15 protein-coding genes and 1 pseudogene are annotated in these 16,548 nt (G+C 49.8%); 8 read left to right on the top strand and 8 right to left on the bottom strand.

What is annotated here, in order from left to right; genetic code table 11:
- The first annotated feature begins 62 nt into the window (after positions 1 to 62).
- Positions 63 to 827 carry a triose-phosphate isomerase gene (gene tpiA, locus HGT71_RS09465; RefSeq protein WP_048912987.1) on the top strand — a complete coding sequence of 255 codons (765 nt, stop codon included), beginning with the start codon at positions 63 to 65 and terminating at the stop codon, positions 825 to 827.
- 38 nt (positions 828 to 865) lie between these two features.
- Here the strand turns inward: tpiA and HGT71_RS09470 are convergent, their stop codons facing one another.
- The 5 genes and pseudogenes from HGT71_RS09470 to HGT71_RS09490 form a co-directional block, all read right to left on the bottom strand.
- A complete protein-coding gene (locus HGT71_RS09470) occupies positions 866 to 1,615 on the bottom strand; it encodes a CDP-diacylglycerol diphosphatase (RefSeq protein WP_214217559.1) in 750 nt (249 codons plus the stop codon).
- Positions 1,616 to 1,676: 61 nt separating this feature from the next.
- Complete coding sequence (locus tag HGT71_RS09475; protein ID WP_214217560.1) at positions 1,677 to 2,669, bottom strand: sulfate ABC transporter substrate-binding protein; 993 nt, start codon at positions 2,667 to 2,669, stop codon at positions 1,677 to 1,679.
- 105 nt (positions 2,670 to 2,774) lie between these two features.
- Complete coding sequence (pfkA, locus tag HGT71_RS09480) at positions 2,775 to 3,737, bottom strand: 6-phosphofructokinase (RefSeq protein ID WP_048912990.1); 963 nt, start codon at positions 3,735 to 3,737, stop codon at positions 2,775 to 2,777.
- Positions 3,738 to 3,907: 170 nt separating this feature from the next.
- A pseudogene (locus tag HGT71_RS09485) lies at positions 3,908 to 4,684 on the bottom strand (omptin family outer membrane protease); the annotation flags it as partial.
- Between the two features lie 12 nt (positions 4,685 to 4,696).
- Positions 4,697 to 4,840 (bottom strand): hypothetical protein, encoded by a 144-nt coding sequence (locus HGT71_RS09490; RefSeq protein ID WP_214217561.1) that lies wholly within the window; start codon positions 4,838 to 4,840, stop codon positions 4,697 to 4,699.
- A 318-nt stretch (positions 4,841 to 5,158) separates the two neighbouring features.
- On the opposite strand from HGT71_RS09490, the gene gmk reads away from it, so the two are divergent.
- The 7 genes from gmk (at position 5,159) to HGT71_RS09525 (ending at position 14,255) form a co-directional block, all read left to right on the top strand.
- Positions 5,159 to 5,782, top strand: coding sequence for a guanylate kinase (gene gmk / locus HGT71_RS09495; protein ID WP_048913034.1), 624 nt, complete (start codon positions 5,159 to 5,161; stop codon positions 5,780 to 5,782).
- Between the two features lie 53 nt (positions 5,783 to 5,835).
- Complete coding sequence (gene rpoZ / locus HGT71_RS09500) at positions 5,836 to 6,111, top strand: DNA-directed RNA polymerase subunit omega (protein ID WP_048913035.1); 276 nt, start codon at positions 5,836 to 5,838, stop codon at positions 6,109 to 6,111.
- Between the two features lie 21 nt (positions 6,112 to 6,132).
- A complete protein-coding gene (spoT, locus tag HGT71_RS09505; protein WP_048913036.1) occupies positions 6,133 to 8,250 on the top strand; it encodes a bifunctional GTP diphosphokinase/guanosine-3',5'-bis pyrophosphate 3'-pyrophosphohydrolase in 2,118 nt (705 codons plus the stop codon).
- A gap of 4 nt (positions 8,251 to 8,254) precedes the next feature.
- Positions 8,255 to 8,950: a tRNA (guanosine(18)-2'-O)-methyltransferase TrmH gene (gene trmH, locus HGT71_RS09510; RefSeq protein WP_214217562.1), complete on the top strand. Its 696-nt coding sequence runs from the start codon at positions 8,255 to 8,257 to the stop codon at positions 8,948 to 8,950.
- Positions 8,947 to 11,025 carry an ATP-dependent DNA helicase RecG gene (gene recG / locus HGT71_RS09515; RefSeq protein ID WP_214217563.1) on the top strand — a complete coding sequence of 693 codons (2,079 nt, stop codon included), beginning with the start codon at positions 8,947 to 8,949 and terminating at the stop codon, positions 11,023 to 11,025. The genes trmH and recG overlap by 4 nt, the downstream gene beginning before the upstream one ends.
- A gap of 94 nt (positions 11,026 to 11,119) precedes the next feature.
- The gene (locus tag HGT71_RS09520) at positions 11,120 to 12,502 is read left to right on the top strand and encodes a uracil-xanthine permease family protein (RefSeq protein ID WP_214217564.1); all 1,383 of its coding nucleotides are present in this window, start codon (positions 11,120 to 11,122) and stop codon (positions 12,500 to 12,502) included.
- Between the two features lie 112 nt (positions 12,503 to 12,614).
- A complete protein-coding gene (locus HGT71_RS09525) occupies positions 12,615 to 14,255 on the top strand; it encodes an AsmA family protein (RefSeq protein WP_214217565.1) in 1,641 nt (546 codons plus the stop codon).
- A 42-nt stretch (positions 14,256 to 14,297) separates the two neighbouring features.
- Here the strand turns inward: HGT71_RS09525 and fabY are convergent, their stop codons facing one another.
- Genes fabY through HGT71_RS09540 form a run of 3 tightly spaced genes read right to left on the bottom strand, consistent with a single transcriptional unit; the run spans position 14,298 to position 16,546 of the window.
- Entirely contained in the window at positions 14,298 to 15,239 is a 942-nt protein-coding gene (gene fabY / locus HGT71_RS09530) for a fatty acid biosynthesis protein FabY (RefSeq protein ID WP_048913041.1), read from the bottom strand.
- A 15-nt stretch (positions 15,240 to 15,254) separates the two neighbouring features.
- Positions 15,255 to 15,692, bottom strand: a complete 438-nt coding sequence (gene dtd / locus HGT71_RS09535) for a D-aminoacyl-tRNA deacylase (RefSeq protein ID WP_099824847.1) — start codon at positions 15,690 to 15,692, stop codon at positions 15,255 to 15,257.
- Positions 15,689 to 16,546 (bottom strand): virulence factor BrkB family protein, encoded by an 858-nt coding sequence (locus HGT71_RS09540; protein ID WP_048913043.1) that lies wholly within the window; start codon positions 16,544 to 16,546, stop codon positions 15,689 to 15,691. Before HGT71_RS09540 ends, dtd begins: the two co-directional genes overlap by 4 nt.
- Positions 16,547 to 16,548 lie beyond the last annotated feature (2 nt).

The raw sequence follows: 16,548 nt of genomic DNA on the forward strand, positions 1-16,548 counted from the left end.
ACTTAGACGCTATTACCCCTAGGTAATAGCATTTTACTCAAGCGCGTAATGCGGAGGAAAGCATGCGACATCCATTAGTAATGGGGAATTGGAAACTTAATGGTAGTAAACACCTTACAGCAGAGCTAATCAGTGGTCTGCGTTCAGCGCTTGCAGAAGTGCAAGGGTGTAAAGTCGTTATCGCCCCACCGGCCCTGTATTTGGCTCAAGCTGTTGCGGCAGTAGAAGGCAGCGATATCGGTGTTGGTGCGCAAAATATCGATGTAAACCTCTCCGGCGCGTTTACTGGTGAGACCTCTGCAGAAATGCTGAAAGACACCGGCGCACGCTACGTTATCCTCGGCCACTCCGAACGCCGCACCTACCATCATGAAACCGATGAACTGGTTGCTGAGAAATTTGCGATTGTAAAACAGCAAGGCCTTATCCCCGTTTTATGTATCGGAGAAACCGAAGCAGAGAACGAAGCGGGTAAAACAGAAGAAGTCTGTTCACGTCAAATTGATGCCGTCATCAAGGCTCAAGGTGTTGAAGCGTTCACTGGCGCTGTCATTGCCTATGAACCAGTATGGGCCATTGGTACCGGTAAATCAGCAACCCCAGCGCAGGCACAAGCGGTTCACAAATTTATTCGTGATCATATTGCGAAGCAAAGCCGCGAAGTGGCTGAACAAGTCATCATTCAATACGGTGGTTCAGTCAACGATAAAAACGCGGCGGAGCTATTCGGTCAGCCCGATATCGACGGCGCACTGGTCGGTGGAGCTTCCCTAAAAGCCGACGCGTTTAGCGTTATCGTGAAAGCTGCCGCAGCAGCCAAAGCCTAATCATACAGCAGTATCGCAGCCTCGCTGCGATACTGATTTTATACTGCATCGCATTGATGGTCTTGCAGTTCTTCCGCTGAGCCCAGTATCCCCCTCACCCAATCCGTGCGTAAGACCAACACGACCAGTCGCCCATCAGCAAGCATTGTGACAGCAATCCCTTCTCTGCCACTGCTCGGATCGATATCGGGTAATTCAGTAAAGACACGTTGAAATAAAGAGCGAGCGTTAAGTTGCTCAAGCGTCAGTGTACGTACCCAGTAGGGATGGTTAAGCAATGAAAGCCGTTGCCACTGTTCGGTCAACGTCGACTGCTTTTCCGCTAAACGTTGGCGAACATCACCGCGTAAGCAGGATAGATGAATATGTAGCTGATTTTGCGATCGGCCCCATTTCGAATTAATCGCCAAAGAAAGTAGCGTGTTCGGTATAGGCTTTTCCAAGCGCTGGCTTACCCTCGGCATCAATGACCATGCTAATGAGAAATAATTGGGCGTAGTAGGGTCCAAGAGTTTATCGCTCTCAATACCCGAAACCTGAGCCGTCGGAATTAATAAATATTGAGCAATACCGACTTTATCTTTCAGCAGCGCGTAGCCTTGAGAAAGGTTAACTTGTTGGCAAGGGGTTGGCGAATGTTGTTGTTGCTGATGAGGAACACACTGACGGCTCACTATATTCCATAATGCATCGCTGTGGCGATGAAGCGCATAGCCGCGCCACGCGCCATACACCATAATACAAACAATACTGACGATACAGATCCTTTTTACGACTACCCAATTCATCTTCATTATCCCGCCGAGAACCGTAGAACCAGTGTACGACTTCTCGGCGAAATGTCAGCAACTATTGTGGTTTCATAATTTGATCGTAGGTTCCGCCGTCACTGAAATGTGTTTTTTGAGCATTCGCCCAGCCGCCGAACTTCTCATCAACCGTAAACAGATGGAGAGGCTTAAACACGGCTGAATACTGTTTCTCAACCGCTTTATCTCGAGGGCGATAATAGTTTTGCGCAATGATTTGTTGTCCTTGCGGGGAATAGAGGTGTTTCAGATAGGCCTCAGCCACTGGGCGGGTACCTTTCTCATCCACGACTTTATCCACGAGAGAAACCGTCGGCTCGGCAAGAATAGATTCTTTCGGGGTGATAATTTCAAACTGGTCTTTTTTCAGTTTATTCACCGCTAAATAGGCCTCGTTTTCCCAGGCAATAAGTACGTCGCCGATACCGCGTTCAACAAAGGTATTGGTTGCCCCTCGAGCACCGGAGTCCTGCACCTGAACGTTCTTATACAATGCTCGGACAAAAGCTTCAGCTTGTTTAGCATCGCCATGGTGGCTATCTAGCGCATAACCCCAGGCGGCAAGATAGTTCCAGCGTGCTCCGCCAGAGGTTTTGGGATTAGGGGTGATAACATTTACGCCAGGCTTAATCAGATCGTTCCAGTCGTGGATCCCTTTTGGATTCCCTTTACGAACGAGGAAGACGATAGTTGAGGTATAGGGCGCTGAATTATCGGGTAGCCTTTTTTGCCACTGCTTATCAATACGACCCCGCTGCGCAATAGCATCGACGTCAGATTGCAAAGCGAGAGTCACAACATCGGCTCGGATACCGTTAATCACCGAAGTGGCTTGTTTACCTGAACCACCGTGAGACTGACGCACGACCACGTTGTCACCGGTTTGCTGCTTATAGTAAGCCGAGAAAGCTTTATTGTACTGCTCATAAAACTCTCTGGTTGGATCGTAAGAAACATTTAACAGCTGATAGTCCTTGGCTAGCACGCTAGCAGAGACCATCAGCAGTCCTACGCCGAGTTGCCACTTTTTCATAGTCACCCCTTATCGTTTATTAGACGTAGAGTGACATGAGATGTTGCAGAATTTAAAGAATAAAAAGTGTATTTTTATATCTCAAAAGCATATAGCAGCATGGCGTTAATAGAGTCGCTTAGCGGTCGCCATTAAATCACCACGGAAAGGTCTACGCATGTTTTCAATAGCATCGATAATATCGTGGTGGACCATGCGATCATTTTGAACCCCAACGCAACGACCGCCGAAGCCTTGAAGGAGTAGATCGACCGCATAAGCGCCCATTCGCGAGGCAAGGATACGGTCGAAAGCACAGGGCGCTCCCCCCCGCTGGATATGACCTAAGACTGTGGCACGAGTCTCTCTTCCCGTCTCTTTTTCGATATATTGTGCCAGTTCCGCACAGTCGCAAATCAATTCAGTGATGGCCACAATCGCATGTTTTTTACCCTTTTTGAGACCTGCGCGAATTTCCGCTACTAACTCTTCACGGGTATAAGGGATCTCAGGTAACACCACATATTCACATCCTCCCGCAATCGCCGCTGAAAGCGTCAGATCCCCGCAATGGCGTCCCATGACTTCCACAATCGAGATACGTTGATGCGAAGAGGAAGTATCACGCAGACGGTCAATCGCCTCGACCACTGTTTCAAGAGCAGTTTGGTAACCGATGGTGTAATCCGTGCCTGCAACATCATTATCAATGGTGCCGGGTAAACCAATACACGGAAATCCCATCTCCGTTAGGCGCTTCGCCCCCATGTAGGAACCGTCTCCGCCGATAACGACTAAGGCATCTAAACCACGCTTACGCATATTCTCGATAGCGATTTGGCGAACGGCCTCTTCCTTAAACTCAGGGAATCGCGCAGAACCTAAAAATGTGCCGCCACGGTTAATGACATCCGACACACTGTAACGGTCTAAGCTCAACATCCTATCTTCATACAACCCGAGGTAACCGTCGTAAATGCCAAATAATTCTAAACCTTCCGCAAGACCAGCACGCACAACGCCGCGAATCGCAGCATTCATGCCGGGCGCGTCTCCCCCGCTGGTCAATACACCGATTTTTTTGATCATAGCAACCCCTGGATGATGAATAAAAGAAGCAAGGCAAAATGAAAGCATTGGCCCCGGTCCACCTTACGCACCCCGAGGCCAAAGATAATAATATAACATACCCGATAGCTTGAGTTGATATAGGTCATCGAAACTCATAGCCATCGAGTATTCCGACCAGAAGGAGTTGATTAGAAGCTATAACGCAAACCAATGTTAGCCATCAATGACGTACTTTCGATTCCAGCACTGTTTTTGTCCGAACTCGAGATACCCTCATCGCGATCATGGTAACGGCTAGTGCCTTTTTGATTAAAAGTACGCCCCCATGTTCCTTCAAGGTAGAGTATCGTATTATCAGTCAGATAATACCCACCATTTAAAGATAAGGCTGCAAACTTCTGCCTAGTCAGGGACGATTTAAAGGTGGTATTGGCAAGATAATGCTCATCCACGTCTGAAGCTCTTCCCCAAGCACTGTATTTCACTGCGCCACCAACTTCCCATTGTTGATAGCGGTAAGAAGCTAATAATCCAATATAGGGAGTCTTGAAGGTTTGGCGGTATGAGATACCGAGAAGACTATTCGCTAAATCACCCACGTATTGACCATTATTGTAATTATATTGCCCTCCGTAAGCGCTGAAGCGATAACGTGTCTGTTGGTAGCCGCTGACGATACCGACGCGAGCATCGTCATTGGAGAGCAGCCAATATTTCAGGCTAAGATCGAATTGATTGGCATGATTTAACTGACTTTTAGGGTGGTAACTTTTAGACGTCCAACTTTTTTGACTTTCATCTTCCCAGTCATAATCACTCATTACCCCACCACGCTTCGCAACGGTGCTCCATCCTTCAAGTCCTAATGAAAGTTTCGGTAGCACACGCCACTCCAGCGCACCTTTTAAGACCGGCGCGTTGTTTACACGCCAATTTAATTGACTGTCTTTATGACCATTTGTTGGATCATAGACACGCTATTTAGTGGTAGTAGAAAGCACGCCTGCACTTACCTCTACCGATACATCATCCCAAGAAGCGAGGTAGTTATCGCTGGCGTACGCATTAGCGACTAAATTACTCCCAATGAATACCATTACTGCCCGATTAATATTACGCATCATTATCTCATCCATGTTGATATAATTCGATTATATTCAAGCTGTTAATTCGAATAACCTCAACACATTTTGCGAGAGCGTTTACCTTCTATTTAGCTAAATTTATCTTATGAATGTCTTTCCCACCCTTCACTTTCTCCCCTCGCCTGGGTAAAAAATCAGCCATCAATGTCCTTTCACCACAGAGAACAAATCGCTTAATTGCCTAAAATTGCCCCCTTTTTCTCTGCTTTTTTAGACAAAAGACTGCTTCATGAGTAAAGGCTGTGTATAATGGCTCAGATATTGTCCCCGCTCTTTATCTAATCCAAGAAGACTATGGCCCAAGGTACGTTATTTATTGTTTCCGCTCCCAGTGGTGCGGGTAAATCGAGTTTGATCCAAGCGTTGCTGAAAACCCAGCCGTTGTACGACACTCAGGTTTCTGTTTCTCACACCACGCGAAATATCCGTCCAGGCGAAGTGCACGGTGAGCACTATCACTTTGTGACGAAAGAAGAATTTACCGCGATGATCGCGGAAAACGCTTTTTTCGAACATGCACAAGTGTTTGGCAACTATTACGGCACCTCGCGTCATGCCATCGAACAAGTGTTGGCGACGGGTGTGGATGTTTTCTTGGATATTGATTGGCAGGGTGCTCAGCAAGTTCGTCAACAAATGCCCGGCGCGCGGAGTATTTTTATCCTTCCTCCCTCACAAGATGAGCTCGATCGTCGATTACGTGGGCGAGGTCAAGATGACGGTGATGTCATCGCGTCTAGAATGGCAAAAGCGGTTGATGAGATGAGCCACTATGCCGAATACGATTATCTGATCGTCAATGACGATTTCGATCTCGCACTGTCTGACTTAAAGACGATCATCCGCGCAGAACGCTTACGGATGCATCGTCAAAAATCTCGACACAGTGCGCTAATTAGCAAATTATTGGCAGACTGAATTAGCTTCAGTATCATGCCTTATCTATACCCGATCAGTGGAGTAATACCTATATGGCACGCGTAACCGTACAAGATGCAGTAGAACAAGTGGGCAACCGTTTTGACTTAGTGTTAGTTGCTGCACGCCGCGCACGTCAATTACAAACCGGCGGCAAAGACGCACTGGTTCCTGAAGAAAATGATAAGCAAACCGTCATCGCGTTACGCGAAATCGAAGAAGGTTTAATTACCAACAGTATTCTTGATGTGCGTGAACGCCAAGACCAGCACGAGCAAGAAGCGGCAGAACTGCAAGCCGTCAATGCTATCGCTGAAGGCCGTCGTTAATTCTTATAGTGAAGGTAGCCCTTGTATCTGTTTGAAAGCCTTAACCAACTGATTGAAAAGTACCTGCCTGAAGACCAAATTCTACGTCTCAAGCAGGCTTACCTTGTCGCGCGTGATGCTCACGAAGGACAAACTCGTTCGAGTGGTGAGCCCTATATCACCCACCCAGTAGCCGTTGCCTGTATTTTGGCAGGGATGAAGCTGGACCATGAAACACTTATGGCCGCTTTACTGCACGACGTGATTGAAGATACCGCCGTCACGTATCAAGAAATCGAGCAGCTATTTGGTGAAAGCGTCGCCGAGTTGGTTGAGGGCGTTTCTAAACTGGATAAACTTAAATTCCGGGATAAGAAAGAAGCGCAAGCAGAAAACTTTCGCAAAATGATCATGGCGATGGTGCAAGACATCCGCGTGATCTTAATTAAACTGGCTGACCGTACGCACAACATGCGTACGCTCGGCTCGTTGCGTACCGATAAACGTCGTCGTATCGCGCTTGAAACACTCGAAATCTACAGCCCGCTTGCCCATCGACTCGGTATCCATCACCTAAAAACGGAATTGGAAGAACTCGGCTTCGAGGCTTTGTATCCTAACCGTTACCGAGTGATCAAAGAAGTCGTTAAGGCGGCACGCGGTAACCGTAAAGAGATGATTCAACGCATCTTGAGTGAGATAGACGGCCGTTTACAAGAGGCGGGTATCCCTTGTCGCGTCAGCGGACGTGAAAAGCATCTTTATTCGATCTATCGTAAAATGCACCTGAAAGAGCAGCGTTTTCATTCCATTATGGATATTTATGCCTTTCGGGTCATCGTCAAAGATATCGATACCTGTTATCGCGTCCTGGGCCAAATGCACAGCTTATTTAAGCCACGTCCAGGCCGAATGAAAGACTATATCGCTATCCCCAAGGCGAACGGCTATCAATCCTTGCACACCTCGATGATCGGCCCGCACGGCGTTCCCGTTGAAGTCCAAATCCGTACTGAAGATATGGACCAGATGGCTGAAATGGGTGTCGCTGCACACTGGGCCTATAAACAGCAAGGCGAAAGCGTAACGACCGCACAGCTACGCGCCCAACGCTGGTTACAGAGCTTAATTGAACTTCAGCAAAGCTCGGGTAACTCTTTTGAGTTTATTGAGAGCGTGAAGTCCGACCTGTTCCCTGATGAAATCTATGTCTTCACCCCAGAAGGCCGTATCGTTGAACTGCCCGCCGAGGCGACACCGGTCGACTTTGCCTACGCAGTCCATACCGATATTGGTCATGCCTGTGTTGGGGCGAGAGTGGATCGACAACCCTATCCTCTGTCACAACCGTTGACCAGTGGCCAGACGATAGAAATCATTACCGCGCCAGGGGCACGCCCTAACGCAGCCTGGTTAAACTTTGTCGTCAGTTCGAAAGCGCGCGCCAAAATTCGTCAGCTGCTTAAGAATCTTAAACGCGAAGACTCCGTCTTACTGGGTCGGCGCTTACTCAGCCACGCACTGGGTGGCAGTAAAAAACTGGCTGAAGTCCCGCAAGAGAGCATTCAGCACGAGCTCGAGCGTATGAAGCTCGCCAGCTTCGACGATCTACTGGCCGAAATTGGCCTCGGTAACGCGATGAGTGTCGTCGTGGCTAAGAACCTTCTGCCGCAACCTGAAGCGCATGAGACGACAACCAGCGGTAATCCGAAGCGCCACAAGCTTCCTATCAAAGGGGCTGAAGGCGTATTGATTACCTTTGCTAAATGTTGTCGTCCGATTCCTGGCGATCCGATCTTGGCACATATTAGCCCCGGCAAAGGCTTAGTGGTGCATCATGAGTCCTGCCGTAATATCCGCGGCTTCAGCAAAGATGCTGAGAAATTTATGCCAGTCGAGTGGGATACCCATACTGAACAAGACTTTATCGCCGAATTGAAGGTCGATATGTTCAACCATCAAGGGGTATTAGCCAACTTAACGGCAGCGATTAACCAAGCGCGCTCCAATATTCAAAGCTTGAATACCGAGGAGCGCGATGGCCGGGTATATACCGCTTATTTACGGCTTACCGTTCATGATCGTGTCCATCTTGCGAATATCATGCGTAAACTACGTGTGATGTCCGATGTCATCAAAGTCCAACGGAATCGTAACTAAGCTTATGAATTCCCAACGACTTGCTCGAATTCAGGAAATGCTGGCGAGACGCCAGCCCGACCTGACCCTGTGTCTTGAACAAGTCCATAAGCCACACAATATTTCGGCGATTATTCGCACCGCCGATGCGATTGGTATCCATAATATTCATGCCGTGTGGCCTGAAGAACGGATGCGAACGGCTGTCTCCTCTTCAGCGGGCAGCAATAACTGGGTCAATGTCCATACTCATGACAGCATTGAGCAGGCAGTGTCTGTATTCAAGGCGCAAAGTATGCAGGTCCTCGCCACCAACTTGAGCGATAAGGCGGTTGATTTTCGAGCGATCGATTACACCAAACCGACCTGTATTATTGTTGGCCAAGAAAAAACCGGTATCAGTGACCAAGCGCTAGCCCTGGCTGACCACCATATCGTGATCCCCATGCTCGGAATGGTGCAGTCACTCAACGTCTCGGTAGCGGCGGCCTTAATCTTGTACGAAGCCCAGCGCCAACGCCAAGTCGCCGGCTTATATCAGCGCGACTATAGCGATATAGACCCACAAGAGCAGCAACGACTGCTGTTTGAAGGCGGCTATCCTACCCTTGCTCGGGTCGCCAAGCATAAGGGCTTACCTTATCCACATATTGACCACGACGGTAACATTCATGCCGAACAGGCATGGTGGGACAGTATGCAGGCCACGAGAAAACGATGAAAGGTCGCCTGCTTGATGCCATTCCGCTCACTACGCTGACCGGTGTCGGGGCCAGCCAATCCGCCAAGTTAGCGAAAATCGGCCTTCATACGTTACAAGATTTACTGTTACATCTGCCCTTACGCTACGAAGACCGTACGCATCTCACCGCCATCAATGACTTACAAGCCGGTTCACATACTACCGTCTGCGGCGAGGTGTTACACAGCGAGATCACCTTTGGCCGTCGACGCATGCTGGTGTGTCAAATCAGTGATGGAACAGGAACCCTCACGCTACGCTTTTTCAACTTCAATGCCGGGATGAAAAATGGCCTAGCGACTGGCAAAAGAATCATTGCCTGGGGCGAGATCCGACGCGGACAGCGCGGTCCAGAAATTATACACCCTGAATATCGCCAGCAGGATGAGCAACAAGCCATCGCCCTGCAGGAGACTTTAACGCCGGTTTACCCCGCAACCGAGGGCATACGCCAAGCCACGCTGCGTAATTTAACCGATCAAGCACTGGTATTGCTGCAACATAACCCTATTCAGGAGCTATTGCCGCAAGAACTTTGTCGCAGCCTACTGTCACTGACGGAAGCATTACAGCTATTACACCGCCCACCTCCGGAGATGCAGTTAGCCGATGTCGAGTTGGGCCGTCATCCTGCGCAACTACGCCTGATTACCGAAGAGCTATTGGCCCATCAGCTCAGTATGTTACAAGCACGGGCCGGAGCGCAGCAGTATCGTGCCTTATCCTTTAAACCCGATGACCGTTTGTCGGCACAACTGTTAAGCCAGCTCCCCTTTACGCCGACCGGCGCTCAGCAACGGGTCGTCAAGGAGATTGAACAGGATTTGGCGCATCCCTATCCGATGTTGCGACTGGTACAAGGCGATGTGGGATCGGGAAAAACCTTGGTGGCCGCACTGGCCGCATTACAAGTCATTGCCGCCGACCAGCAAGTGGTAATGATGGCTCCTACCGAGCTACTTGCTGAACAACATGCGCATAATTTCCGAACTTGGTTCGAACCCCTTGGCATTCAAGTCGGCTGGTTAGCCGGAAAACAGAAAGGAAAAGCGCGCGCTGCCGAGCAAGAACGTATTGCCCGCGGCGAAGTGCACATGGTCGTCGGCACTCACGCCCTCTTCCAAGAACATATCCAATTCCAACATTTGGCGCTGGTAATCATCGATGAGCAGCACCGTTTTGGTGTTCATCAACGTCTCGCACTATGGGAAAAAGGTCAGCAACAAGGCTTCCATCCGCATCAATTAATCATGACGGCGACCCCTATTCCCCGTACCTTAGCGATGACGGCCTATGCCGATCTCGAGACATCAACCATTGATGAGCTCCCCCCTGGACGTACCCCGGTCACGACCGTCGCCATTCCAGACTCTCGACGTAGTGAGATAATTTCCCGCGTCGAGAAAGCCTGTGCCGAGGGTCGACAAGCTTATTGGGTCTGTACCTTGATTGAAGAATCAGAGCAGCTCGAAGCGCAAGCCGCTGAGAACACGTTACTCGAACTTCAAGTTGCCCTCCCCGCAATGCGCATCGGTTTAGTGCACGGTAGAATGAAACCGGCTGAAAAACAGCAGATCATGCAACAGTTTAAAAGTCATGAACTGGATCTGCTGATTGCGACGACCGTCATTGAAGTGGGCGTGGATGTCCCGAATTCAAGTTTGATGATTATCGATAATGCCGAGCGTCTTGGCTTGGCCCAGCTGCACCAGTTACGCGGACGAGTCGGTCGTGGTGCTGTCGCCTCACACTGTGTCTTATTGTATAAACCGCCTCTTAGTAAAACGGCGCAAAAGCGCCTACAGGTGCTGCGCGATACCAATGATGGATTTGTTATTGCTCAGCATGACTTGGAGATCCGTGGCCCGGGAGAACTGCTCGGGACCAAACAAACCGGAAACGCTGAGTTTAAAGTTGTGGATTTAGTGCGTGATCAACGCTTAATCCCAGAAATACAGCGTATCGCCAGGCATCTCCACCAGCACTACCCCGAACAGTCGAAGGCACTGATTGAACGATGGCTACCGGCCAAAACGCTGTTCAGTAATGTATAAACTATCGCGAGCGGTTTTCGTCAAAGCAATCGTTTGCAATCGTACCCGACTCCTTTAAAATTGCCCCTTTTTATGACTCTGCCAGAGAAAAACTATGTCCGCCGAACGTGTCGAACCGACTGAAAACCCGCCACCCGCTCCGCGTAGTGAGCTCATTTATACGCTGGAAGCTCGTCCTCCGCTTCCACAAGCTGTCTTTGCCGCCTTACAACACCTGCTGGCCATGTTTGTGGCCGTGATTACGCCAGCACTGCTAATCTGCAAGGGCTTAGACTTACCGGCAGAAGATACACGACATATTCTTAGCATGTCGCTCTTTGCCTCTGGCATCGCCTCGCTATTACAGATTAAAACTTGGGGCCCAATTGGATCAGGGCTACTGTCAGTTCAAGGGACGAGCTTTAACTTTGTGTCGCCGCTCATTATGGGGGGCCTTGCCTTAAAACAAGGGGGAGCAGATACCTCTCACATGATGGCGGCACTCTTCGGTACCCTCATGATTGCTTCCTGTACCGAGATGATTATTTCGCGAATACTCCCGTATGTTCAGCGTGTCATCACCCCTCTGGTCTCGGGAATTGTCGTCATGATCATCGGCCTGTCGTTGATTCAGGTCGGCTTAACCTCCGTTGGGGGAGGCTTTAGCGCGATGGCAGACCATAGTTTTGGCTCGCCGACGAATTTACTGTTGGCAGGGGTGGTGCTAGCCACCATCATCCTGCTGAATCGCCAAAAAAACCCTTACTTAAGAATTGCCGCGCTGTTTATTGCCATGCTTATCGGCTACGTCCTAGCCTGGGCGATGGGAGTATTACCGAGTGCGCTGCCAAGCGCCACGCACCCACTGGTGATGTGGCCGCAGCCTTTACGTTATGGGCTTGAGATCGATTGGAATTTATTACTGCCGCTGATGTTGGTATTTATGGTGACCTCGCTGGAAACCATTGGTGATATTACCGCAACGTCAGACGTCTCAGAACAGCCGGTAAAAGGCCCTCTTTATATGCAGCGTCTCAAGGGTGGGGTGCTGGCTAACGGTATCAATAGCTGTGTTTCGGCACTGTTTAATACTTTCCCTAATTCCTGTTTTGGTCAAAACAATGGTGTGATCCAACTGACCGGGGTGGCCAGCCGCTATGTCGGGTTTATTGTCGCGATAATGTTGATGCTGTTGGGGCTTTTTCCTGCGGTCAGTGATATTGTACAGAATATCCCCGAGCCGGTGCTCGGTGGCGCAACCTTAGTGATGTTTGGTACCATTGCCGCTTCTGGCGTACGTATTGTGGCACGGGAAACCCTAAATCGCCGCGCAATCATGGTGATGGCATTATCGTTAGGGATTGGATTAGGGGTGTCGCAACACCCAGAAATCCTTCAGTTTGCGCCTGAGTGGCTGCGCACACTCTTTTCCTCAGGAATCGCCGCCGGTGGCGTAACCGCTATCGTGTTAAACCTGATTTTGCCTCGCGAGGAATAAGTCATATTATCCGACTGATTATTGATCCCGATAGTCAGTCGTCTTGATGCTCCTTGAGCTAACAGTGATTTTGAGGCATAACCAACAGTTCGCTCATCATTAGGAAACGTCGATGAAGTTACTCGTTAAATTACTGCTCTCTCTTGTGCTACTCATCGTGCTCCTACTGAGTCTCGGCTATGCCGTGCTACGTAGCCATTGGGGCATCGCCGCAGCCTGCCGCTGGATCAGTGATGCGACGCCTTATCATTTATCGATTGCACGACTTTCCCATGATTGGTCGCATCCCTTAACCTTTCATATCGATCAGGTCACTTTCGGTGAAGATGGTCAACCTGCGCTGCTGATTGCTGGTAAATTGTCGCTATCCCTCACCGCTCGCCAGCTAATTAGCCCAGCTCATTTCGCGCAGATTACAATTGAACAAGGCACATTGGTCCTCAGTAATTTAACCCCTGAAGCGACACTCCCGATCAGCGCCGATCGCTTAGAGCTTCAGGCGGTTAAATTATTAAACCCGTATCCAACTAACTGCCTCTCAGCAAAACAGCTTAATGGGACGTTAACCCCTTGGACACCGAGTCAACAAGCGGTCTTAGGTAAACGATTCACCTTCAATTTTTCAGCGGAAGACGTGCATGTCGCGCATCGGCAATTCGATAAGTTGATCGCGCAGGGGAGTAAAGATTTTCAGCAGTTAACGATCACCGCATTATCTGGGGCCGTTGAGCGTGGGACTTTTGAGGGAAAACTTTCACGGTCGGCGGATGGCCAGTGGCAAATCCCTAGACTGCAACTCGATAATATCCGTTTTCAAACCGATAAAGGGCTAGCCGATCTCTTCGCTCCAGCGATGCTTCCCCCTGTGACAATTCAGGACCTCACGATCAACCATCTCAGTATCGTTGGCCGAAATTGGGTGATCAACGATGTCTCAGCCAATGGCCAGAACCTTAGCAACATCTCAGGACTCGCAGGTCACTTAGCGCTCAATGCAGAGAGCCTGATGTTGGGCACAGAACAGTGGTCGCAACCTCATTTACGACTCACCGCGGCAGAGGGCAATCTTACTCTCGACCAATTTGATGCCGATTGGGCGAAAGGGACCGTCTCCGCCAAAGGCCAGTGGCTAAGAAAAACCGGCGCGCTGCAGCTAGACAAGCTGGATTTCAGCAATGTTCGCTATACCCTACCCAGCGATTGGCGTCAGTTCCTGCAGTCACCGCTGCCCCAGGCTATTCAGTCGATTACGCTTAATAACCTCAGTGTGGAAAATGGCCTCTTTATTGATATTTCCCCCGACTTTCCTTTCCAGATGACCGCCGCTCATATTACGGGGAGTCAGCTACAGATCGCCCAACAGCACCAGTGGGGGCTTTGGAAGGGCGAGGCAGAATACTATGCCGCCGCCGCAACCTTTAATCGCCAAGATATTCGGGCGCTCTGGTTCAAAGTCAGCGCGACCCCTGACGAATTACGTGTGCAAGATATAAAAGGATTGATACAGGAGGGGCCGATGATCGGCAACTTGGCGATATCCCAATCTCCGACGCACCCTTTTACCCTCTCACTTCAGGGAGAAAGAGTGCCTTACGAGGCTTTCACCCATTGGTTCTGGCCACGTCCTTTGTCCGGGCAAGGTAACTTTAGTGTCAATCTCAAGGGGAATCTGCCTTCGCTCACGGCATCCCCTTCTTCATTACAGGGAACCTTCACAACACCGTCCTTCAGCCAGCAAGTCGGATCGGAATGAGGAGTCGGGTGATAAGCGAGGCTTGCCACCCATCCTAACCTATTAGTGAGGCGCTGAGCCGCCCTGTTCCAAGGGTTTCTCAGCTTCCGCTGGCAACACAAGATAGACCCCTTGAAACACTGCGCCTTGATGATGTTCATCGCTTAAGGTGACGTCTAAACTCACCCTCGCCTTACGGCCACAAGCAAGACGATCTAAATCACCTTTTAGCGACCCCAAATCGGCACTGGCCGTTGGCCGGCCTTGTAAGGGCTGGCTGTAACGAATATGGGCATCTGCCAACACGATGGTCCCGCCCAACTTTCGCTCCCTGAGCAGTAACCAAATCAGTCCCCAGCCGGTCAAGGTGGCCAAGGAAAATTGGCTGCCAGCAAACAGCGTATGGTGGGGATTTTGGTTACCGGTTTCCGGCATGGTCGTCATAAACTTCTGGCCGGTATATTGCTGAATACGCACTCCCATTTTTTCACTTAAGGGGATATGCTGATACCAAGCCTGCTGTAACTGCTCACACCAATCAGCGCGATGAAGAATATCATCCATTGACGCCATCGGCTTAATCATTAAAAAGTGGCGGATCCGAGTGGTTTGCGAAGCGGTTACTCGACCTTGATTGATATAACCCAGCTGAGCAAAAAACTCGACGGCATCTTCCCGCGCGCTGCACGTCACTCGCTTAACCCCTTCTTGTCGCGCAACAGACTCTAAGGTCATGATCAGTAATCGACCCAGTCCCTTACCACGCAGTTCCGGCGAGACTGCAAGAAACCTAATTGACGCTTCGTTATCGCCACTGATAGAGAGCCGCCCAACGCCCACCACTCGATTCTCATCATCAACGAGCATTTGGTGATGCGCCGTGGTATCCCAAGCATCTTGCTCTGAACCCGGCGGCTGGTTTAACGGCTTGCGCAGCATCTGCCAACGAAACTGGAAATACTCGGCAAGATCACTGTCGGTTTCAGGAACGCGTAATTGATACATTTATTCGCTCCCTCCTCAACACTGAAGCCAGAAAGTAACAGGGCCATCATTGGTTAGCGTCACTTGCATGTCTGCAGCAAACTGTCCATTTTCTGTGTGAATACCCAGTTCTCGGCAATAGCCGCTAAAAAAATGGTACAGCTCACGCGCTCTGTCGGGGGAAGCGCCTTTGGAAAAGGAAGGACGCATCCCTTTCTGGGTATCGGCGGCAAGGGTAAACTGTGAAACGACCAACAACTCCCCTTCAGCTTGCTGTAGGTTAAGGTTCATCTTCCCTTGCTCATCGCTAAATACCCGGTAGTTCACTACTTTTTCGGCTAATTTACGCGCCGTCGCCTCATCATCATCCTTCTCGACACCGAGCAGGACAAGAAGGCCGCTCGCGATCTTACCGACCACGCTTCCCTCAACACTGACTTGAGCCGCTGAAACACGTTGAATTAATGCAATCATGAGATATCCGCTTCTTGTTGACGCTGACGACGAAGTTTACGGTAGTGTTCAAGCGAGACAGTAATCTCTGCCCCCAGTAATACGATACACCACGTCCAATAGACCCACAGGAACAGCATAGGAATAACGGCAAGCACACCGTAAATAAGCTGATAAGCAGGAAACATCGTCACGTACAGCGTGAAAACTTTTTTACCAATCTCGAATAATACACCGGCGACTAACGCGCCAATCAGCGCATCCTTACCCGCCACATTACAGGTAGGTACCACACTAAACAGTAGCCAGAAGGCTAGCCACGAAAGAAGTAAGGGAAAACTTCTCAGTACTAACTGAATGATCTCACTAATACCGGGCATATTAAGCCACTGCGGTGAAAGCAAGTAGGAACTCAGCGCAATACTCGCTCCCGCCAGTAATGGCCCCAGAGTCAGGATCATCCAGTACACGGCAAACGAAAAGACTAAGGGCCGCTTACGCGAGCTGCGCCAAATGCTGTTCAACGCGCTATCGATGGAGAACATCAACAGTAATGACGTAAAAATAAGGCCAATCGCGCCAAACACCGTCATACGATGGACATTCACCACAAAGCGGTCGATATACTCTTCAATCACGTTACCCGTGGTGGGAACAAAGTTGCGGAAAATAAAATGTCGGATCTCACCACTGATATCGTTGAAAACCGGGAACGCTGAAAAGATAGCGAAAATTACCGTCACAAAGGGGACTAACCCTAATAATGAAACAAAGGTAAGGTTTCCCGCCTGTACCGTCATGTTATCGTCGTTAATTCGCCGCCAAAGTACGCCCAGCCAGCGAAGGAATGAACGTGTCCTGAGTTTAACCCGCATAG

Source organism: Rosenbergiella epipactidis (genome assembly GCF_018494055.1).
Taxonomy (GTDB): domain Bacteria; phylum Pseudomonadota; class Gammaproteobacteria; order Enterobacterales; family Enterobacteriaceae; genus Rosenbergiella; species Rosenbergiella epipactidis.

Excerpts from the sequence above, each read along its gene's own strand:
- HGT71_RS09490 (WP_214217561.1), bottom strand. The coding sequence starts at position 4,840 with ATGCGTAATATTAATCGGGCAGTAATGGTATTCATTGGGAGTAATTTA.
- dtd (WP_099824847.1), bottom strand. The coding sequence starts at position 15,692 with ATGATTGCATTAATTCAACGTGTTTCAGCGGCTCAAGTCAGTGTTGAG.
- gmk (WP_048913034.1), top strand. The coding sequence starts at position 5,159 with ATGGCCCAAGGTACGTTATTTATTGTTTCCGCTCCCAGTGGTGCGGGT.
- rpoZ (WP_048913035.1), top strand. The coding sequence starts at position 5,836 with ATGGCACGCGTAACCGTACAAGATGCAGTAGAACAAGTGGGCAACCGT.
- tpiA (WP_048912987.1), top strand. The coding sequence starts at position 63 with ATGCGACATCCATTAGTAATGGGGAATTGGAAACTTAATGGTAGTAAA.
- HGT71_RS09540 (WP_048913043.1), bottom strand. The coding sequence starts at position 16,546 with ATGCGGGTTAAACTCAGGACACGTTCATTCCTTCGCTGGCTGGGCGTA.
- HGT71_RS09525 (WP_214217565.1), top strand. The coding sequence starts at position 12,615 with ATGAAGTTACTCGTTAAATTACTGCTCTCTCTTGTGCTACTCATCGTG.
- pfkA (WP_048912990.1), bottom strand. The coding sequence starts at position 3,737 with ATGATCAAAAAAATCGGTGTATTGACCAGCGGGGGAGACGCGCCCGGC.
- recG (WP_214217563.1), top strand. The coding sequence starts at position 8,947 with ATGAAAGGTCGCCTGCTTGATGCCATTCCGCTCACTACGCTGACCGGT.
- HGT71_RS09475 (WP_214217560.1), bottom strand. The coding sequence starts at position 2,669 with ATGAAAAAGTGGCAACTCGGCGTAGGACTGCTGATGGTCTCTGCTAGC.
- fabY (WP_048913041.1), bottom strand. The coding sequence starts at position 15,239 with ATGTATCAATTACGCGTTCCTGAAACCGACAGTGATCTTGCCGAGTAT.
- HGT71_RS09520 (WP_214217564.1), top strand. The coding sequence starts at position 11,120 with ATGTCCGCCGAACGTGTCGAACCGACTGAAAACCCGCCACCCGCTCCG.
- trmH (WP_214217562.1), top strand. The coding sequence starts at position 8,255 with ATGAATTCCCAACGACTTGCTCGAATTCAGGAAATGCTGGCGAGACGC.
- HGT71_RS09470 (WP_214217559.1), bottom strand. The coding sequence starts at position 1,615 with ATGAATTGGGTAGTCGTAAAAAGGATCTGTATCGTCAGTATTGTTTGT.